General features: G+C 73.2%; 17 protein-coding genes. 10 read left to right on the forward strand and 7 right to left on the reverse strand.

The genetic code is table 11. From position 1 onward, the window contains the following. The first annotated feature begins 186 nt into the window (after positions 1-186). The gene (locus GA0070616_RS25525; protein ID WP_091088538.1) at positions 187-1,455 is read left to right on the forward strand and encodes a L,D-transpeptidase; all 1,269 of its coding nucleotides are present in this window, start codon (positions 187-189) and stop codon (positions 1,453-1,455) included. Between the two features lie 23 nt (positions 1,456-1,478). On the opposite strand, the gene GA0070616_RS25530 is transcribed toward GA0070616_RS25525, so the two are convergent. After that, positions 1,479-2,498 carry an SMP-30/gluconolactonase/LRE family protein gene (locus GA0070616_RS25530; RefSeq protein ID WP_091088541.1) on the reverse strand — a complete coding sequence of 340 codons (1,020 nt, stop codon included), beginning with the start codon at positions 2,496-2,498 and terminating at the stop codon, positions 1,479-1,481. A gap of 204 nt (positions 2,499-2,702) precedes the next feature. On the opposite strand from GA0070616_RS25530, the gene GA0070616_RS25535 reads away from it, so the two are divergent. Then, complete coding sequence (locus tag GA0070616_RS25535; protein ID WP_091088545.1) at positions 2,703-3,053, forward strand: STAS domain-containing protein; 351 nt, start codon at positions 2,703-2,705, stop codon at positions 3,051-3,053. Between the two features lie 42 nt (positions 3,054-3,095). Here the strand turns inward: GA0070616_RS25535 and GA0070616_RS25540 are convergent, their stop codons facing one another. From GA0070616_RS25540 to GA0070616_RS25555, 4 genes are all read right to left on the reverse strand, one after another. Then, positions 3,096-3,476, reverse strand: a complete 381-nt coding sequence (locus GA0070616_RS25540; RefSeq protein ID WP_091088548.1) for an FKBP-type peptidyl-prolyl cis-trans isomerase — start codon at positions 3,474-3,476, stop codon at positions 3,096-3,098. Positions 3,477-3,620: 144 nt separating this feature from the next. Next, positions 3,621-4,169 carry a DoxX family membrane protein gene (locus GA0070616_RS25545; protein WP_091091645.1) on the reverse strand — a complete coding sequence of 183 codons (549 nt, stop codon included), beginning with the start codon at positions 4,167-4,169 and terminating at the stop codon, positions 3,621-3,623. Between the two features lie 242 nt (positions 4,170-4,411). Further along, positions 4,412-5,179, reverse strand: coding sequence for a helical backbone metal receptor (locus GA0070616_RS25550; RefSeq protein WP_091088551.1), 768 nt, complete (start codon positions 5,177-5,179; stop codon positions 4,412-4,414). A gap of 122 nt (positions 5,180-5,301) precedes the next feature. After that, the gene (locus GA0070616_RS25555) at positions 5,302-6,396 is read right to left on the reverse strand and encodes a DICT sensory domain-containing protein (RefSeq protein ID WP_091088555.1); all 1,095 of its coding nucleotides are present in this window, start codon (positions 6,394-6,396) and stop codon (positions 5,302-5,304) included. Between the two features lie 333 nt (positions 6,397-6,729). Here GA0070616_RS25555 and GA0070616_RS25560 point away from each other — a divergent pair, with 333 nt between their 5' ends. Next, the gene (locus tag GA0070616_RS25560; protein ID WP_091088558.1) at positions 6,730-7,974 is read left to right on the forward strand and encodes a hypothetical protein; all 1,245 of its coding nucleotides are present in this window, start codon (positions 6,730-6,732) and stop codon (positions 7,972-7,974) included. 237 nt (positions 7,975-8,211) lie between these two features. Here GA0070616_RS25560 and GA0070616_RS25565 read toward each other — a convergent pair whose 3' ends face one another. Further along, the gene (locus tag GA0070616_RS25565; protein WP_091088561.1) at positions 8,212-8,559 is read right to left on the reverse strand and encodes a histone-like nucleoid-structuring protein Lsr2; all 348 of its coding nucleotides are present in this window, start codon (positions 8,557-8,559) and stop codon (positions 8,212-8,214) included. A 347-nt stretch (positions 8,560-8,906) separates the two neighbouring features. Then, a complete protein-coding gene (locus tag GA0070616_RS25570; RefSeq protein ID WP_091088566.1) occupies positions 8,907-10,703 on the reverse strand; it encodes a DEAD/DEAH box helicase in 1,797 nt (598 codons plus the stop codon). An 87-nt stretch (positions 10,704-10,790) separates the two neighbouring features. Here GA0070616_RS25570 and GA0070616_RS25575 point away from each other — a divergent pair, with 87 nt between their 5' ends. The 7 genes from GA0070616_RS25575 (at position 10,791) to GA0070616_RS25605 (ending at position 18,250) form a co-directional block, all read left to right on the forward strand. Then, entirely contained in the window at positions 10,791-11,303 is a 513-nt protein-coding gene (locus GA0070616_RS25575) for a 2'-5' RNA ligase family protein (RefSeq protein ID WP_091088568.1), read from the forward strand. A gap of 106 nt (positions 11,304-11,409) precedes the next feature. After that, positions 11,410-12,201 carry an ABC transporter ATP-binding protein gene (locus GA0070616_RS25580; RefSeq protein ID WP_091088572.1) on the forward strand — a complete coding sequence of 264 codons (792 nt, stop codon included), beginning with the start codon at positions 11,410-11,412 and terminating at the stop codon, positions 12,199-12,201. After that, complete coding sequence (locus GA0070616_RS25585) at positions 12,198-12,971, forward strand: ABC transporter ATP-binding protein (protein ID WP_245712898.1); 774 nt, start codon at positions 12,198-12,200, stop codon at positions 12,969-12,971. Before GA0070616_RS25580 ends, GA0070616_RS25585 begins: the two co-directional genes overlap by 4 nt. A 76-nt stretch (positions 12,972-13,047) precedes the next feature. Further along, the gene (locus tag GA0070616_RS25590; protein ID WP_091088581.1) at positions 13,048-14,940 is read left to right on the forward strand and encodes an AMP-dependent synthetase/ligase; all 1,893 of its coding nucleotides are present in this window, start codon (positions 13,048-13,050) and stop codon (positions 14,938-14,940) included. Then, positions 14,937-15,821 carry a branched-chain amino acid ABC transporter permease gene (locus GA0070616_RS25595; RefSeq protein ID WP_091088584.1) on the forward strand — a complete coding sequence of 295 codons (885 nt, stop codon included), beginning with the start codon at positions 14,937-14,939 and terminating at the stop codon, positions 15,819-15,821. The genes GA0070616_RS25590 and GA0070616_RS25595 overlap by 4 nt, the downstream gene beginning before the upstream one ends. Further along, on the forward strand, positions 15,818-16,933 hold the full coding sequence (locus tag GA0070616_RS25600; protein ID WP_091088586.1) for a branched-chain amino acid ABC transporter permease: 1,116 nt from the start codon (positions 15,818-15,820) through the stop codon (positions 16,931-16,933). The genes GA0070616_RS25595 and GA0070616_RS25600 overlap by 4 nt, the downstream gene beginning before the upstream one ends. 18 nt (positions 16,934-16,951) lie before the next feature. Further along, on the forward strand, positions 16,952-18,250 hold the full coding sequence (locus GA0070616_RS25605) for an ABC transporter substrate-binding protein (protein WP_091088589.1): 1,299 nt from the start codon (positions 16,952-16,954) through the stop codon (positions 18,248-18,250). The last annotated feature ends 272 nt before the right edge of the window (positions 18,251-18,522 follow it).

Genomic DNA, 18,522 nt, shown 5'->3' on the forward strand with positions numbered 1-18,522 from the left:
GCCGGCGAACCGGACGTCGACCGCCGAACGTGGCCATCCGGTCGCCGGGGACGTGATTCGCCATTGACCTGTTTCAGGTCAACAGCGGTCCTGTTCTCCCCGGGTTGTTCCGCGAACGGGGCAATAGTCGAGCCGGACTCGCGACAATGTGGCGAAGGGACGAGTGACAAAACGGGGGGACAGATCATGGAGTGGAGGCGGCGATTGGCGCTGCTGGCGGTGACCGTCGCGGCGACGCCCCTGGCGCTGGGCGGGTGCACCGCCGACCGGGAACCGGGAGAGCGGGCGGCGCCGGAGCGGACGGCACCGCTGGAACTGGTCGTCACGCCCACCGACCGGGCCCGGGACGTGCCGCTCACCACGGAGGTCGGGACCAGGGTGCGCAACGGGCGGGTGACCGCCGTACGGGTCGTCGACGACAGGGGCGCGGCCGTCGAGGTGGAGCCCCGGGAGGACGGTTCCGGCTGGGTGCCCCGCTCGACGTTGGAGCCGAGGCGCTCCTACACCGCCGAGGTGACCGCCACCGCCGACTCCGGTGCCACCACCACCCGGAAAACGACGTTCACCACCCAGCCGAAATCGACCAGGCCGGCGGTAACGAGCACTTTGTACTTCGCCGGCGACCGCACGTACGGCACGGCGATGCCGGTGACGGTCGCATTCGACCCGCCCATTCCGAAGGAAGCCAGGGCGGATGTGCAACGACGGTTGTTCGTGCGGACGGATCCGCCGCAGCCGGGCACCTGGTCGTGGGTGTCCGACGGCAGTCAGGTCTACTACCGGGCCCCGGACTTCTGGCGACCGGGGACGAGAATCAGCGTGCGGGCGGGGCTGGCTGGGCTGCCCATCGGCAAGGACGCGGTCGGTGACGCCGACCGCAGGGCCACCTCCACCATCGGCCGGCAGGTCGCGCTGGAGATCGACAACGCGACCAAGCAGATGTCGGTGATCCAGGACGGCACGGTGGTCCGCAGGATCCCGGTGAGCCTCGGCAAGCCGAGCACACCGACGTCCAGCGGCAAGATGGTGATCATGGAGAAGCGCGACTTCACCACGTTCGACACCCGGGGCGAGCCGAACGGGGGCTACGTCGTCGACGTCGAGGACGCCCAGCGCCTCACCTGGGGCGGCGAGTTCATCCACGGCGCCCCGTGGTCCGAAGGCGACCAGGGCAGCACCAACGTGTCCCACGGCTGCACCAACCTCTCCGCCGCCGCCGCGGACTGGCTGATGAAGATCACCCAGGTCGGGGACCTGGTCACCGTCAAGGGCACGGAGGTCGAGCTGGACGAGGGCAACGGCTGGACGGCGTGGAACGTGAGCTGGGAGGAGTTCGCCAAGGGCAGCGCCCTGCCGGTACCGGCAGGGCTGCGGCCCAGCCCGAGCCTTGCGCCGCAGCCGAGCGCGGTGGCCGGCGGGTCACCCGCGCCGGCACCGTCGGGCAGCGGCGGCTGAGCGGACCGTCAGCCCGGGTCCCGTCAGTCCACCGGGACCCGGGCCACCCCGCCGGCGGTGAGGCTGCCCAACCAGAGCCGGTCGCCGTGCTGTCGTACCCCGGTGACCATGGGATAGCCGCCGCCGGGGCCGTGCAGGGTCCGCAGCACCCGCCCCTCGCCGTCGACCTGCGCCACCAGGGCGTACCGCAGCGGCTTCGGCTGCACCGCGGCCGGCAGCAGCGCGACCAGCTGGCGCAGTCGCGGCCGGGGCAGCAGCCGTTCCAGCGCCCGCACCCGAGGGCTGGGCAGCGCCAGCCAGTACGTCCCGTCGCCCACCGCCGACAGGTTGTCCGGGTACGCCGGCAGGTCGGTCAGCACCGTCACCGTGCCGTCGGGGAGCGACACCCGCACCAGGCGGTGCGTGGCCGTCTCGGCCAGCAGCAGGGCGGACTCGTCCGGGGTCAGCGCCAGCCCGTTGGGGAAGTACAGCCCGGTGCAGACGATCTCGGTGCGCCCGCTGGCCGGGTCGTACGCCAGCACCCGCCCGTTGGGCCGGTGCTCCAGCAGGTCCCGCTTCCAGTGCGAGAGCGGGAACCGCACGGACGAGTCGGTGAAGTACACGGTGCCGTCGCGGGCCACGGCGGCGTTGTCGGCGAGGTGGGGCCGCTCGCCGTCGCCGCCGAGCTGGCGCACCGCGCCGTCGCCGGTGATCCGCAGCAACCCCCGGTAGGCGTCGCAGACGACCAGGCTGCCGTCGCGCGGGTCCAGCTCGACGCCGAGTGGCCGGCCACCGGTCTCGGCCAGCAGGCGGGGCGGGCTGCCGGCCGGCGCGTCGACCGGCCACCACCACAGCCGGCCGTCCTCGGTGCCGCTGACCAGCCGGCCCACGCCGTCGACCAGGACGTCCTCCGGGCCGGCGACGCCGTCGGGCAGCGGCAGCAGCTCCACGTCGTCGAGCCGGGTGTCGGTGGAGGTCCACGGACCGTCCAGCGGGGGCGGGACGGTGGCGGGTTCGCGCACGGGGCGGATCAGCCGGGGTCCGCGGGCTGGGGGAGCGGCCATCGGCCCATTCTCGCCCCTCGCCGTGCCTGCCTGCCCTTCGCCGGGCCGTCTCGCCCCTCACGCCGGGCCCCGGCCCTGGTCCGGCGGGGGACGGGGTCCCCCTCAGGGAGGACACCGAGGTCCCGGTCCTCCTGCCCTGGGATTACCCGGATCCACGGCCGTGGTCCGAGGGAACTGTCGGTGGGCCGGGATAGGTTTCGAGGCATGGCAGAGCGGGACGACCGGCTCCACGTGCAGGTCAGCGTCGACGATGAGGCGGTGCGCCTCGGGGTGGTCGGCGTGGTCGACATCGCCACCGTCGGGGTGTTGCGGGCCGCGCTCTGGGCCGCCCCGGCGCGTGCGGAGCTGCGCGTCGACCTGTCGCAGGTGACCGTCCTGTCCGCCGCCGGGGTCCGCGCGCTGGTCGCCGCCCACCTGTGGGTCCGGGCGCGGGGCGGGGAACTGGTGCTCGTGCGTCCCGGCCCCGTGGTCGACCGGGTGCTGCGCGTCACCGGTCTGCGCCGGGTCGTCCCTGTCGTCGACGAGCTGCCCCGGCGGGTGCTGGTGGGGGTGTGAGCGCCGGTGCCGGCAGCGACCGCCGCCGGCACCGGTCGCTGGTCAGCGCACGCCGATCAGGTCCACCACGAAGACCAGCGTCTCGCCGGGCTTGATCACGCCACCGGCGCCCCGGTCGCCGTAGCCCAGGTGCGGCGGGATGGTCAGCCGCCGCCGGCCGCCGACCCGCATCCCGACCACGCCCTGGTCCCAGCCGGCGATGACCCGGCCCCCGCCCAGCGGGAACTCGAAAGCCTCGCCCCGGTTCCACGACGCGTCGAACTCCCGGCCGGTGGAGTGGGAGACCCCGACATAGTGGACGCGGGCCACCTGGCCCGGCTGGGCCTCGGGGCCGTCGCCGACGGTGACGTCCTCGACGACGAGGTCAGCCGGGGGCGCACCCTCGATCGGGCCCACCTCGGGCTTGCCTGCTGCCTGGTTCATGCGGCTGTCTCCTGCCGTGTGGTCCTGTCCGGTCTCCTGCGATCCTGCCGGATCGTGTCCCGCCGATGGCCACGGGCCCGGCCGTGCCCCGACATGGTGGAGCGGACGTCACCGGTGGTGACGTCCGCTCGGGGAGGGGGCCGGTCAGCGCAGCCAGCCGTTCCGCTGGACGATGTCCAGCTTGGCCCAGGCCCGGCCGAGGCCCCACGTGTCGCCGGCGTTGACGAGGGCGAGCACGGCGAGCACCGCGGCGTAGACCAGGTGGTCGTCCATGAACGGGTTGTTCGTGGGAGGCAGGGCGGCCGTCCACATCATGACCAGCATCAGGCCGCCGGCGGCGGCGGCGACCCGCACGCCGATGCCCAGCATCAACGCCGTGCCGATGGCCGCGAGACCGATCATGAACAGCCAGTCCGCCCAGGCCGCACCGGCCATGCCGGCGTAGAAGTCCTTGAACGGGCCGGCGGTGCCGTGGGTGAGGAAGCCCCTGGTGGGGCTGCCCCCGTTGATCCAGGCGTTCTTCGTCTCGGTGGCGAAGCCCAGCCCGAAGACCTTGTCCAGGAAGGCCCAGAGGAAGACCCAGCCCAGCGCCAGGCGAAGCCCGGCGAACAGGTAGCGGGTGGCCCGCTCCCGGGGGGTGTCGGCCGCCGGAGTGATGGTGGCGGCGGGGGTCCGCTCAGTCGTCGCGGTCATGGTGTCCACGTCCCTTCGGTGTCTGCACCGCGTTTCCGGTGGCATATCCATTACAGCCAGCGGTGGAACAGGCGGGCAGGGCCGAACGGGAGGTACCGGCCCGGGACCTTGGACCCCTCTCGCCCGGGCCCGTCGGCGGGCCCGACGCGCGGCGCGTCGACAGCGACGCGGCGGCCGGCGCGGTGCGGCGGCGTCGACCGGGGGCGTCACGACGGCCGGTCAGGTCGACGGGCGGGTGACCGTCAGGTGGACGGGCTCGCGGTCCGGCCCGGACGGCCGTCTCCACGGGGCGGGGTGACCGGCCGGGCGAGCTGGGCGGCGAGCACCGTGGGCGCCTCGGCCAGCGACGGGCCGTACCAGGTCAGGTGCCGGCCGGACAGCAACGCGCAGGGCACTCCCGGGAAGGCGTCCGGCCCGTCGGCGGCCGTGAACCGGTACGGCTCGTCGGGCAGCACCACCAGCTCCGGTTCTCGGCCCCGCAGGTCGGCGAGGTCGGGCCGCGGATAACGCTCCGGGTCGGCGTCGTACACGTTGACGACCCCGAGCCGGCGCAGCACGTCCCCGGCGAAGGTGTCGCTGCCGAGCACCACCCAGGGCCGCCGCCACACCGGAACCGCTGCCCGTCGGGGCCGGGTGGGCGGGGGCAGCCCGGCCCAGGCGCGTCGCGCCGCCACCAGCCAGTCCGGGTCGGCTTCGGCCCCCAGGGCCCGCAGCAGGCCGGCCAGTTCGGACAGCGCGTCGTCGACGGTGCGCGGGTAGGTGACCCGCACCTGGACGCCGGCGGCGACCAGGGCGTCCGCGTCGACGCGCCGGTTCTCCTCGACGTTGACCAGCACCAGGTCCGGGCGCAGCGCGAGGATCCGGTCCAGGTCGGGATACTTGGTGCCGCCCACCCGGGCCACGTCCAGGTCGGCCGGGTGGGTGCACCAGTCGGTCGCGCCCACCAGCACCCCCGGCAGGGTGACCGCGACCGCCTCGGTCAGCGACGGCACCAGCGACACGACCCGCATGATCGTCCCCCTTCCGCGACCGGCGCCCGTCGCCGTCGCACTGCCACCGCCGTACACCGGCGTGCCCGGGTCGATGCACCCGTTCGGCGTGCCCGGACCCGGCGTGTCTCCGTGCCGGCCGGTCAGCCGACCGCCGTGGCGACCTGCGGGGACACCGTGGCCACCGGCACCCGCTCCCGCACCGCCCAGTCCAGCGCCCGACGTACCTCGCCGACAGGCAGCGGACGGCGGTCGGACACGCCCACGGCCGCGTGCACCGCGAAGGTCACGAAGGGGTACGACCGGGCCAACGCCTCGACCCGCGCGCGTACCTCGCTGGCAACGGCGAGCGCCCCGGTCTCGTCGAGCGCTGGCAGCACCAGCAGGTAGTCGTGCGGGGCGAGCCGCACCGCACGGTCGACGGGGCGCAGCGCGCCGGTGAGGGCGGCGATGACGGCCTGGGTCTCACGGGCCACGCCACGCCGGCCGAGGCGCGCCGGCGCACCGGCCGGCTCCTGCACCCGCACGGCCACCAGGGCGACCGGCAGGGTTCCCGAGGCAGTGACCCCGTCGACGCCGGTCCAGCGGCGCAGGCCCGGCACGTCGAGCAGCGGCCCCGTCTCGTCGGCGGGCGGGGCGACCCGGCGGGCCCGTTCGACGCGGTCCGCCAGCAGTTGGATGGCGGCCTGGGCGCGGGTCTCGCCGGGGGCCGGCGGAACGTCGCGGACCCGGTCCAGGGTGTGGTCGATCGCCGTCCGGGCGGCCGGGGGCAGCCGGTCGGCGAGCTGGTCCCGCAGCCGCACCACCTCGTGCAGGGCGTCGTCCCGGCGGAAGCTCCAGTCGCCGTCGAACAGCCGGCCCGCCTCCAGGGTCGTCGCGTCGGGCGCCACCTCCGCCCGGTCGTACGCGACGAGGGCCGCGCCGAACCGGGGCGTCAACGCCACCACCGTCCACTCCCGCGCCAGGTCCTCGGTCTCGGCGAGGTCCACCGGGTACGCCCCGACGGGCGACTCCCCGAACGACTGCCCCACCACGCCGACCACGGTGACCGCAGCCCTCCGGGAGATCCGCTCGTACAGGGCCCGTTCCCGGGCGAAGTACGGCATCCGTTGGAACAGCGCGAGCACCACCAGCGGCCCGTCCTCGGCCGTGGCCAGGGCCGCCCGTTCGATGGCGTGGGAAACCGTCACGAGGGCCCGCTTGGTCAGCCGTTGCGATGCCTGTCCACTGTGCCGCACGTCGGGAGCCTAACCGTGGGGGGTCCCGGTGTCGCGCCGGAGGCGACACCGCAACGCGTCGTCGTCGGTGGCGGGGAAACCACGATCCGTAGGGGGCGGAAAAACTTGTCCCGCCCGTTGAACCGCGACCACCGTCGCTCCGTACCTAAGCGGGAATGGACAGGATCTCCCCACCCGCGTCGCCAGGCGCGGGAGACGGTGCGGAAAGGGCATCGTCGTTCATCGACGTGCCTTGGGCGCGTGCGGCGGTCAGCCGCCGGTCGCGCCACCTCAATTCCGTTCGGTCCGCCGAGGTCACGTATCAGATACCGGATCGAGAAGGAGAGCAATTCGATGCGCAGGTCCCCACGGGCGCGCCGGTCGTCCGGTAACGCGCGGAGCAAGCGGCTGCTGGCCGTCGGCGCCACGATCGCCGTCTTCGGTGGCGTCGTCGCCGTGACCCAGATCTCGTCGGCCGGCGACCGGCGGTCGAACAACACCACGCGTCCGGCGTCGGCGGCCTGTGTCGAGCCGAGCCCGGGTGCGACGGCACCGGCCCGCCGCGGTGCCACCACCACCAGGACCTGGCAGGACGGCCGCTGGGTGAACAACCACTGGGGTGACGGGCAGCAGTCGGTGCAGGAGTGCCGGCAGACGCGCGCCCTGGTCACCGGGGGTGGCGGGTCCGCCGTCGCCTGCCCGGACGTGGTGAGCCGGCTGCCGCGGGTGCCCGATCGGGCCCGAGCCGAGGTGGACCGCAATCTGGCGCTGTTGCAGACCCAGATCACCGAAGCCGACAGGCGGCTGGCCGCCGAGGGCGACAGGGGTGAGAACTTCATCCGGAACGCGATTCTCGGGCCGTTGGCCAGTAAGCGTCAGGCGACGCTGGACCGGATCACGATCGCGATCGACCGATTCGGTCCGCGCCCGAACGGGCTGCGGCAGTTCGTCCGGTGTCAGGTGCAGCCGTTGAATCCGAATGACGGCGGTGGCAACGGCGACAACGGCGGCGGAAACGACGGCGGCGGAAACGACAGCGACGCGCCCGGTGCCGGGCTCGGCGTGCTGGCCAACAACTGCGACGACAGTCGCCTCCAGGCGCACGACGGTTTCCAGCGGGGCAGCCGCTGCGTCAGCACGGCGTTCGGTGAGGTGGGCTCCGCCGAGAACAACCCGGGGCTGCTGATCACCGATTTCCCGCAGCAGGTGGGCCGCAACCAGCCGTTCACCCTGCGGGTCACCACGCGCAACCTGGTCCGCGACCGCTTCCTCGCCGCCGGCCAGGGCGGTTACTACGTGGAGAGTTCGCTGCTCAACGAGCAGGGGCTGACCCGCGGTCACTTCCACACCGCCTGCCGGATGCTGGGCGACGGTCGTCAGCCGCCGAACCCCGCCGACGTCCCGGCGTTCTTCGTCGCGACCGAGGACAGCCGGGGCGGTGCCGAGCCGGACGACGTGAACATCCAGATCCCCGGGCTGCCCGAGTCGGGAATCGCGCAGTGCGCGGTCTGGGCGGGTGACGGTTCGCACCGGCTGCCGATGATGGAACGGGCCAACCAGACCCCGGCCTTCGACGTGGTCCGGATCCAGGTCGACTGACCCGACGCAGACGGGTCGGGGCCGTCCGGGTGGACCCGGGCGGCCCCGACGACGTGGTGACCCGGCCGACGGGCCGCCCACGTTCACGGGGCCGCCCGCCTGCACGCCGCGACGAACCGACCCCGCGCGTCGGTCGGGACCGGTGGACGTGGAAATTGCCGCCCCCGGGTCGACGGTGGGGCCGGACCGATTTACTGCCGTGACCCCACCGATGCCGGATCGTTATCGCTGCGCGGCTCAGCGGTTCTTGTACGCCTCGGCCACCTCGACCGGGATGCGCCCCCGCTCGGAAATCTTGTAGCCGTTCTTGGCGGCCCATTCGCGGATGGCCCGGTTCTGCTCCCGGTCCATTCCCGAGGTGCCCGAACCGGCGGTCCGTCGGGGTGCCCGCGCGGACTCCACCGCGCCTCGACCGATTCGTCGGCCTGCGCTGATGTAGGGATCCAGAGCCTTGCGCAGGACTCCCGCGTTCTCGTCTGAGACGTCGATGGTGTACGCGACGCCGTCGAGGCTGAACTCGACCGTCCGATCGGCTTTTCCGCCGTCGAGGTCGTCGGTCAGGACCGTGATTACTTTTCTCGCCATCGCCGTTACTCCCTGTGTGGGGCGGGGTGTGGTCAAAGTCTGACTGATCCGCCGGCAATTACGCAACAAAGCGCGCACTTTCCTTACGGCGGGTCGCGTTTCCTGTTGCCGAAATCTTCCAGGCGGGAAACGCTGGCCGGCAATATCCGACGAGGCGCAGTGGTGTTCGCGGTATGTGCGCGGGGCGCGGTTCCGTGTCCTGGGTCACAGTCCCGGCGGCCGGGCGTGCGGGCAGGACGGGTCGGCGCAGCCCGGCGGCCGGGCGTCCACGGCCGGTCGACGCACCCGGACCGCGTCGACGTGACGAGGGCCCCGCCCGGATGGGAGAGGCCCTCGGCTCAGTGCCGTTAGCGGCGGCCGAAGTCCCGTTCGCGCCGGTCTCGTCGCTCGCCGCCGTCGAAGCGCCGGTCACCGCCGTCGAAGGGGCGCTCGCCGGCACCCTCGTCCCGGTCTCGGCGCACGGTCGCCTTGCGTCCCTTGATGGTGCTGCCCCGCAACCCGGCGATCACCTCGTTGGCCACCCCCACCGGCACCTCCACCAGGGAGAACCGATCGGCGATCTCGATCGAGCCGATGTCCCGCCCGTTGATTCCGGTCTCGCCGGTGATCGCGCCGACCAGGTCCTGCGGGCGTACCCCGGCACGCCGGCCCAACCCGATGAAGACCTGCGTGGTACCGCCGGCGCGGGGGCGACTCGGGCGGCGTTCACCCCGGCTCTCGTGCCCCCCTCGGCTCTCCCGCGGCGCGCGGACCGAGATCTGCGGGATCTCCTCCTCCTCGTCGGCGGTGCCCGGCAGGGTCGCCTCGTGGGCCAGCCGGACCGCCGCGAGGGCCACCTCCATCAGGTCGAACTCGTCGCTGAGGGTCTCCACGATGACCCGGAACGGCTCCAGGTCGTCTTCCAGGAGGCTCTCCCGCAACGCCGCCTGGGTCAGCTCAAGCCGTCGGGTCCGCAGATCCGCGACCGTGGGAATCTTGTCGACGGTGATGCGTTGGCCGGTGACCCGCTCGATGGTCTTGAGCATCCGGTGTTCCCGCGGCTCGGCCAGCGTGATCGCCACGCCCTCCCGGCCGGCCCGGCCGACCCGGCCGATGCGGTGCACGTACGACTCGGGGGCGGACGGCACGTCGTAGTTGACCACGTGGCTGAGCTGCTCGACGTCGAGGCCGCGGGCGGCGACGTCGGTGGCGACCAGCAGGTCGGCCGTGCCCGCCCGCAACCGCCCCATCACCCGGTCGCGTTGCTCCTGGCTCATCCCGCCGTGCAGCGCCTCGGCCCGGTAGCCGCGCCCGTTCATCGTCTCGGTGAGCCGGTCGACCTCCTCGCGGCTGCGGCAGAACACGATCGCCGCCGTGGGCGACTCGACGTCCAGCACCCGGCCGAGCGCCGCCGGCTTGTGTGCCCGCGCCACGAGGTAGGCGCCCTGCCGCACCCGGGGTGCCTCGCCCGCCACCGGCTGCTCGCGGGCGATGAGGATCCGGACCGGGTCGGTGAGGTGCTGCCGGGCCATCCCGTCGATGCGCGACGGCATCGTCGCGGAGAACAGCACCGTCTGCCGCTGCGCGGGCGCGTGTTCCAGGATCGCCTCGATGTCCTCGGCGAAGCCCATGTCGAGCATCTCGTCGGCCTCGTCGAGGACGACGGTGGCCAGGTTGCCCAGCCGCAACGTGCCCCGGGCGATGTGGTCCAGGGCCCGTCCCGGGGTGGCCACCACCACGTCCACGCCGGTGTCCAGGGCCCGCAGCTGCCGGCCGATCGGCTGGCCGCCGTAGATGGGCAGGACGCGGGCGCCGAGGTCCTTGCCGTAGCGGTGGAACGCCTCGGAAACCTGGACGGCCAGCTCACGGGTGGGCACCAGCACCAGGGCGACCGGATCCCCGCCGGGACGGTCGTCCGGCATCCGTTGCAGCAGAGGCAGGGCGAAGGCGGCCGTCTTGCCGGTGCCGGTCGCCGCCTGCCCCAGCAGGTCCCGCCCGGTCAGCAGGGGCGGGATCGCCTCCCGCTGGATCGGCGTGGGCTCCTCGTAGCCCAGGGTCGACAGCGCCCCCAGCAGCTCGGGGCGCAGGCCCAGGTCGGCGAAGCTGCCCGCCTCGTCGGCGGGGTCGGGGGTGGCGGGGTCGGTCGGTACCGGTGCGGAACTCATGGGTCAAGCTTTTCATCACGCCCGTGGGCCCGCTGCGGCGACCGCCGCAACACGTCGGCGGCCCCGGGCAGGCTCTAGCCTGGCGGGGTGCGTACCGTCGAGCTGATCTGTTGCGCGGAGCTGGACGCGGCCGTCCGGGCGGCCTGGGACCGGCTCGCGACGGCCGGCCTGCCGAGCCTCGCCCGTAACACGCACCCCACCAACCGGCCGCACCTGACCCTGGCCGCGGTGGACGCCTTCCCGCCCGGCGCGGTCGCCCGGCTGGCCGGGTTGATGGCCGCGGCGCTGCCCCTGCCGGTCCGGCTGGGCGACGTCACCGTGCTGGACGGCAGCGCCCCGCTGGTCTGGTTGGTGGAGCCCAGCGCCGAACTGGTGGCGTTGCACGCCGACGTCTGGGCGGCGCTGGCCGACGCCGAGGGGCGCCGTCGGTGGCACGCCCCGGGCCGGTGGATCCCACACCTGAGCCTGGCGCTGCGGTTCCGGGACGCGGACCGGGAACTGGCCCGCGCCGTCGTCGGCGGCGCGCGGCCCGGCGGCGGGTTCCCGGCCGCCCGCAGCTACGACGGCGCGACCCGGACCGTCCACCCCCTGAACGGCTGAGTGCAGGATCAACCCGGTCCGATCTTTTGCGGGGGCGTTGCGCGGGGTTTAATGGCCGGTAACTTGTGGCGCTCGCCACAGTGAGACCCCTGGGGGGCCGCCGGCAATGTTGCAGGTGCGGAATCTGGAGGTCGTCTACGACGACGTCATGCTGGTCCTGCGCGGCCTCAGCATCACCGTCGCGCCGGGCGCGATCGTCGCGCTGCTCGGAGCCAACGGCGCCGGCAAGACCACGCTGCTGCGGGCGCTCACCGGCCTGCTCGACATCCACCACGGCGCCGTCGTGCGGGGCGAGGTGACCCTGGACGGCGAGCCGGTGCACCGGCTGCGGCCCGCGGCGATCGTCCGCCGGGGGATCAGCCAGGTGATGGAGGGCCGGCGGATCTTCGGTGAGCTGACCGTCGAGGAGAACCTGCGTCTCGGCGGGCACACCGACCCCCGGCGCGTACCGGCCCGGCTGGACGAGGTGTGGGACATGTTCCCGGTGCTCGCGCAGCGGCGCCGCCGGCCGGCCGGTTACCTCTCCGGCGGCGAGCAGCAGATGCTGGCGATGGGCCGGGCCCTGATGGCCGGGCCCCGCTACCTGCTGCTGGACGAGCCGAGCCTCGGTCTCGCCCCCCGGCTGGTCGAGCAGATCCGCGAGCTGATCGTGCGGATCAACGCCACCGGCACCGCCGTGCTGCTGGTCGAGCAGAACGCCACCATGGCCCTGTCCGTGGCCGCGCACGGCTACGTGCTGGAGACCGGCCGGGTGGTGCTGGACAAGCCGGCCGAGCAACTGCTCGCCGACGACGACGTCCGTGAGTTCTACCTGGGACTGCACGCCGGTGACGGCCACGCCCGCCGGTCGTTCCGGGACGTCAAGCACTACCGGCGACGGAAGCGGTGGTTGTCGTGACCGGAATCCTGCACTTCGACGACGTCCGGCTCAGCTTCGCCGGCGTCCAGGCCATCGACGGGGTGAGCTTCACCGTCGGCGCCGACGAGCTGTTCGCCGTGATCGGCCCGAACGGCGCCGGCAAGACCTCCATCTTCAACGTGCTCTCCGGGGTCTACCGGCCCCAGTCGGGCCGGGTGGTCTTCGACGGCGTCGACCTGCTCGGCCGCCGCCCGCACGAGATCGCCGCCCTGGGCCTGGCCCGCACCTTCCAGAACGTCGAGCTGTTCGCCAACCTGACCGTCCTGGAGAACCTGCTCCTCGGCCGGCACCACCACCTGCGCTACGGCCCCCTCGCGGCCGTGTGGTGGCGCGGCCGGGCCCGCCGGGAGGAACTGGCCGCACGGGCCGCCGTCGAGCGGATCGTCGACTTCCTGGAACTGGAGCAGTGGCGGCGGATGCCCGTCGGGCTGCTCCCGTACGGGGTGCAGAAGCGGGTGGAGCTGGGCCGGGCACTGGCGATGGAACCGAAGCTGCTGCTGCTCGACGAGCCGGTCGGCGGGATGAACCTCGAGGAGACCGAGGACATGGCCCGCTACATCCTCGACGTCCGGGAGGAACTGCGCATCCCGATGGTGCTGGTCGAACACGACATGGGTCTGGTGATGGACCTGGCCGACCGGGTGATGGTCGTCGACTTCGGGCAGCCGGTGGCCACCGGCACCCCGGCGCAGGTCCAGACGCACCCGGACGTGCTCCGCGCCTACCTGGGGGAGGTGACCACGGCATGAGCGAGCGTCAGCGAGCGAACCATCGCCACGGTCCGCAGGTGCCTCGTGCCGGCGCGGAGCGAAGCGGAGGGGCGGCATGAGCGCCACGACCGCGCCGTCGGGCGCGTCCACCGTCGGAGCCGCCGGTGCCGCCGCCACGACGATCGCCTCCCGGGTACGCGCACACGCGCACGCCACCCCCCGGCGGGTCGCGATGCGGCAGAAGGTCCACGGCATCTGGGCGGAGACCACCTGGGAGTCCTACTGGGACACGGTGCGCACCGTCGCGCACGGTCTGCTCGCGCTCGGGGTCGTTCCCGGCGACCGGGTGGCCGTGCTGGCCGAGAACTGCCGCGAGTGGCTCTGGACCGACGTGGCCACGGTCGTGGTCCGGGCCGCCACCGTCGGGCTGTATCCGACGAACCCCGCCGACGAGGTCGGCTACCTGCTGGCCCACTCCGGCGCGCGGGTGCTCGTCGCCGAGGACCAGGAACAGGTCGACAAGGCCCTCGCGGTGCTCGACGACTGCCCGCACCTGGAGAAGGTGGTGTACGTCGAGCCGCGTGGCGTCCGGGGCCGCTACGACCATCCGGCGCTGCTGGCCTGGGACGACCTGCTGGCGATGGGGCGGGCGCACCGGGACGCCCACCCGGACGCGGTGGACGAGCTGATGGCCGCCGCCACCGACGACGACCTGGCCACCCTCATCTACACCTCCGGCACGACCGGCCGCCCGAAGGGCGCGATGCTGACCAACGGCAACGTCGACTTCGCGGTGCGTACGGTGACCGACGGCGGGGGCCTCGCCGACCCGGCGCCCGGCCCGGACGACCTGACCCTGTCGTACCTGCCGTTGTGTCACGTCGCCGAACGGGTCTTCACCACCTGGAGCAATGCCGGCGCGGGCGTGCAGGTCGCCTTCGCCGAGTCGATCGCCACCGTGCCGGCGAACCTGCGCGAGGTGCAGCCCACGCTGCTGTTCGGGGTGCCCCGGATCTGGGAGAAGATCCTTGCCACGGTCACCACCCGGGTGGCGTCCGCGTCGCCGCTGAAGCGGGCCGTGGCCCGGTTCTGGCTGCGGGTCTCCGACTGGATCGGTGCCCGCCTCGTCGACACGGGGGGCCGGCACACCGCGGCCACCCGGCTGGCGTACGCCCTGGGGTGGGTCTTCTGCTACCGCGCGCTGCGCGAGCGGATCGGGGTGGGCAAGGTGCGCTACGCCGCCTCCGGCGCGGCCCCGATCGCCCCCGAGGTGCTGCGCTTCTTCATGGGCATCGGAGTGCCGATGCACGAGGTGTACGGCATGACGGAGAACTCGGCCATCGCCACCGGAAACCGGCCGGGCCGGGTGAAGCTCGGCACCGTCGGCGAGCCGCAGTCCGGCGTGGAGCTGCGCATCGACGAGACGACCGGGGAGATCCTCACCCGCCATCCGGGGGTGTTCGCGGGTTACCGGGACGACCCGGACGCCACCGCCGCCGTGCGGGACGCGGACGGCTGGCTGCGCACCGGCGACGTGGGGGAGTGGGTCGACGGCACCCACGTGCGGATCACCGGCCGGGCCAAGGACATCATGATCACCGCCGGGGGCAAGAACATCGGCCCGGCGGGGATCGAGAACGAGCTGAAGACCTCCCCGTACGTCAAGGAGGCGGTGCTGGTCGGCGACCGGCGCCCGTACCTGGTGGCGCTCATCGGCATCGAGGCCGACACGGTGGGCCAGTGGGCGCAGGCGCGGCGGCTGCCGTACACCACCTACCGCGACCTGACCACCAAGCCCGAGGTGGTGGAGCTGGTCCGCTCGGTGGTCGACGAGGTCAACCGCCGACACCCGCCGGTGGAGCAGGTCAAGCGGTTCCGGCTGCTGCCCCGCGAACTCGACCAGGACGACGGGGAGCTGACCGCCACCCAGAAGGTACGCCGGGAGGCTGTCGCCCGGGCCTTCGCCGACCTGGTCGACGAGCTGTACGGCCCCGGAGGTGACCGGTGACGCAACTCGTCGAGGCCCTGCTGCGCGGCCTGGGCACGGGCAGCGTCTACGCCCTGCTCGCCCTCGGCTTCGTGATCATCTACAAGGCCACCCGGGTGATCAGTTTCGCCCAGCCGGCGTTCATGCTCGCCGGGGTCGTCGCGGTCACCTACCTCACCCCGGCCGTCGGCTTCTGGGCGGCCCTGCCCCTGGCGGCGGTCGGCACCGGGCTGCTCGCCCTCGGGGTGGAACGCACCGCCGTGCGCCCGATGGTGGGTCGCCCGGCGTTCGTCGTCGCCATCATCACCCTCGGCGTGGACGTCGCGGTGCGGGTCGTGGTCAACGCCTTCATCGGCCTGGACGTCCGGCACGTCGGCGACCCGTGGGGGCTGCGCACCCTCGTCGTCGGACCGGTGGAGGTGCAGCAGCGGCACCTCGCCGCCGTCGTCGCCGCCGGGTTGCTGGTCGCAGCCCTGTTCGCGTTCTTCCGGTTCACCCGGACCGGGCTGGCGATGCGCGCGGCCGCGCTGGACCAGGAGGCCGCGCTGGCCCACGGCGTCTCGGTCGGCGCGGTCTTCGCGCTGAGCTGGGCACTCGCCGGTGGCCTCGCCGCCGTCGCCGGGACCTTCGCCGCCGCCGGTGGCAGCGTCGACGGGGCGCTGTGGCTCATCGCGCTGACCGCCCTGCCGGTGATCATCCTCGGCGGGCTGGACTCGCTGCCCGGCGCGGTGGTCGGCGGACTGGCGGTGGGCGTGCTCCAGGAGCTGACCGCCACGTACGCCAACGACGTCGCCTGGCTCGGCGGCAACGTCTCGGTCATCACCCCGTACGTGCTGATGCTGATCGTGCTGCTGGTGCGCCCGTACGGGCTGTTCGGCACCCGGGAGGTGGAACGGGTATGACCAACTCACCGCCGCGCGGGCGGCCTCTGCTGCGCACCTCGTACGCGCAGGATCTCGCGCTGCTCGACACCCCGGCCAAGCGGTGGTGGACGGTGGCGCTGCTGGTGCTGGCGTTCGCATTGCCGCTGCTGCTCACCGACGACCTGTTGCAGTTGCTCGCGGTGGGCTGCGTGGCCGCGATCGGGGCGATCGGCCTGGGCCTGGTCACCGGGTACGCCGGGCAGGTCTCGCTGGGCCACGCGTTCTTCCTCGGCATCGGCGCGTACACGGCGGCGGCGCTCAGCGGCGACCCCGACGGGCGGGTGATCGGATTCGGTGTCACCGACATCGCCCTGTGGTTGCCGGCCGCGGGCCTGGTCGCCGGCCTCGCCGGGGTGCTCGTCGCGCCGTTGGCCACCCGGCTGCGCGGGCTCTACCTCGCCGTGGTCACCCTCGGCCTGGTCTTCATCGGCCAGCACGTGTTCAACGAGTGGTCGGCGCTGACCGGCGGCGCGGGGGTCGGGCGGGAGGCGGCCACCCTGGAGTTCCTCGGCCGGCCGATCGCGGTCACCGACGGCGTCGCCACCCGCGACCAGAAACTGTTCTGGCTGATGCTGGTGCTGCTGGTCGTCTTCGCGGTGGCGGCGCGCAACCTGGCCCGCTCCCGCGTCGGGCGGGCGTTCACCGCGATCCGCGACCGGGACATCGCCGCCGGGGTGATCGGGGTGAACCTGGCCCGCTACAAGACCGTCGCGTTCGCGGTGTCGTCGTTCTACGCCGGCTGCGCCGGCGCGCTGCTCTACACCATCACCGGGTTCTTCGACCCCGGTTCGTTCAGCCTGCTGCTGTCGGTGCAGTACATCGCCATGGTGCTCATCGGCGGCGCGGGCACGATCTCCGGCGCCATCGCCGGGGCGTTCTTCATCACCCTGCTGCCCCGGCTCACCCGGGAGTTGCAGGCGTGGGTGCCGTTCATCAGCACCCAGCCGAACGAGGTGCCCAACGTCTTCCAGGTGGAGACGATCCTCTACGGCGTCCTCATCATCGTCTTCCTCATCTTCGAACCACGCGGGCTGTTCGGACTGTGGGTCCGGGCCCGTGCGTACTGGAAGGCGTGGCCGTTCTCCTACTGACCCCAAGCGAGGAAAGCCATGGGAAGACCGACGTCGCGGATCGCCCTCGGGGCGGCCGTGGTCCTGCTGGCCGGAACCCTGACCGCCTGCCGGGGCGGTGACACCACCACCGACGACTCCGGGATCAAGACGGACGTGGGCGTCACCTCCGAGCCGTGCCCGGAGGCGGTCGACACGAACAAGGGCTGCATCTATCTCGGCATCATCTCCGACCTGACCGAGGGGCCGTTCCGGGCCCTGGCGGTGCCGATCACCGACGCGCAGAAGGCGTTCTGGAAGCGGGTCAACGCCGCCGGCGGCATCGGCGACTACGAGGTGGACGTCACTCGCCACGTACGCGACAACAAGTACAACCCGCAGACCCACAACCAGGCCTACCAGGAGATCAAGCCGAACGTTCTGGCGCTGGCGCAGAGCCTCGGCTCACCCACCACGGGGGCGATCCTGGCCGACATGAAGGCCAACAACGTGATCGCCGCTCCCGCCGCGTGGACGTCGGGTTACGCGTTCGAGGACGTCATCGTCGAGTCCGGGGCCAACTACTGCGTCGAGTCGATGAACGCCCTGGACTACGCGCGGGAGGCGTACAACCCGAAGTCGGTCATGGCCGTGCACCTGGCCGGCGACTACGGCGACGACGCCGCGGCCGGGGTGAAACTCGCCGCGCAGTCGCTCGGGATGACCTTCAGTGCCGTCAAGACCGACTCGGGCGCGGACAAGCAGGCCGGGGCGATCCAGGCCGTTCTTGCCGGCAAGCCGGACCTGGTGGTGCTCACCATGGGGCCGGCGGACGCGGCGACCATCGTCGGCCAGGCCGTCGCCCGGGGCTACGCCGGCCGGTTCATCGGCACCAGTCCCACCTGGAACCCGGCGCTGCTGCAGAGCCCGGCCGCCCCGGCGCTGCTGGCCCGCTACGAGCAGTCCGCGCCGTGGCACACCTGGAGCAGCGACACCCCGGGTCACCGGGCACTGCGCGAGGCGCTGCCCGGGGTCACCCCCAACGACGGCTACACCGCCGGCTGGGTGTGGTCGTACCCGATGAAGGCGGCGCTGACCAAGGCGGTCGCCGACGGCGACCTGACCCGGGCCGGTCTGCTCACGGCGGTCACGTCGCTGACCAGCGTGGACTACGAGGGGATGCTGCCCGCCACCGCCGGCAACTACGCCGCCGGCCCGAACGACGGCGCGGTCCGGGTGACCGCCATCTACAAGCCGGACCAGGCTTCGCCGACCGGGGTGACCCTGGTGCGGGACCTGTTCACCGGGCCGACGGCGCAGGCGTACACGCTGGATCGGCCCTGCTACGAGAAGCTCTGACCCGCTGCCGCTGCCGCTGCCGCTGCCGCTGCCGCTGCCGGTGATGGTGCCGGGCCCGCACGGGTCCGGCACCCGGCGGCGGTGCGGGCCCGGTCGCCCCGCCGGGGACGCCCGTCACGCTTCGGGGGTGGACCGGGGGATGCCGGTCGCCCTTCGGGGCGGACCCGGGGGTGTCGGTCGCCCTTCGGGGCGGACCCGGGGGTGTCGGTCGCCCTTCGGGGCGGACCCGGGGGTGTCGGTCCACCTTCGGGGCGGATAGGAGGATTGTTCGG

The sequence above is a fragment of the Micromonospora nigra genome (genome assembly GCF_900091585.1).
Classification (GTDB): domain Bacteria; phylum Actinomycetota; class Actinomycetes; order Mycobacteriales; family Micromonosporaceae; genus Micromonospora; species Micromonospora nigra.

What these genes read in the sequence shown, in the direction of transcription:
- GA0070616_RS25525 (WP_091088538.1), top strand. Translation starts at nt 187, where the DNA reads ATGGAGTGGAGGCGGCGATTGGCGCTGCTGGCGGTGACCGTCGCGGCG.
- GA0070616_RS25530 (WP_091088541.1), bottom strand. Translation starts at nt 2,498, where the DNA reads ATGGCCGCTCCCCCAGCCCGCGGACCCCGGCTGATCCGCCCCGTGCGC.
- GA0070616_RS25535 (WP_091088545.1), top strand. Translation starts at nt 2,703, where the DNA reads ATGGCAGAGCGGGACGACCGGCTCCACGTGCAGGTCAGCGTCGACGAT.
- GA0070616_RS25540 (WP_091088548.1), bottom strand. Translation starts at nt 3,476, where the DNA reads ATGAACCAGGCAGCAGGCAAGCCCGAGGTGGGCCCGATCGAGGGTGCG.
- GA0070616_RS25545 (WP_091091645.1), bottom strand. Translation starts at nt 4,169, where the DNA reads ATGACCGCGACGACTGAGCGGACCCCCGCCGCCACCATCACTCCGGCG.
- GA0070616_RS25550 (WP_091088551.1), bottom strand. Translation starts at nt 5,179, where the DNA reads ATGCGGGTCGTGTCGCTGGTGCCGTCGCTGACCGAGGCGGTCGCGGTC.
- GA0070616_RS25560 (WP_091088558.1), top strand. Translation starts at nt 6,730, where the DNA reads ATGCGCAGGTCCCCACGGGCGCGCCGGTCGTCCGGTAACGCGCGGAGC.
- GA0070616_RS25565 (WP_091088561.1), bottom strand. Translation starts at nt 8,559, where the DNA reads ATGGCGAGAAAAGTAATCACGGTCCTGACCGACGACCTCGACGGCGGA.
- GA0070616_RS25570 (WP_091088566.1), bottom strand. Translation starts at nt 10,703, where the DNA reads ATGAGTTCCGCACCGGTACCGACCGACCCCGCCACCCCCGACCCCGCC.
- GA0070616_RS25580 (WP_091088572.1), top strand. Translation starts at nt 11,410, where the DNA reads ATGTTGCAGGTGCGGAATCTGGAGGTCGTCTACGACGACGTCATGCTG.
- GA0070616_RS25590 (WP_091088581.1), top strand. Translation starts at nt 13,048, where the DNA reads ATGAGCGCCACGACCGCGCCGTCGGGCGCGTCCACCGTCGGAGCCGCC.
- GA0070616_RS25600 (WP_091088586.1), top strand. Translation starts at nt 15,818, where the DNA reads ATGACCAACTCACCGCCGCGCGGGCGGCCTCTGCTGCGCACCTCGTAC.
- GA0070616_RS25605 (WP_091088589.1), top strand. Translation starts at nt 16,952, where the DNA reads ATGGGAAGACCGACGTCGCGGATCGCCCTCGGGGCGGCCGTGGTCCTG.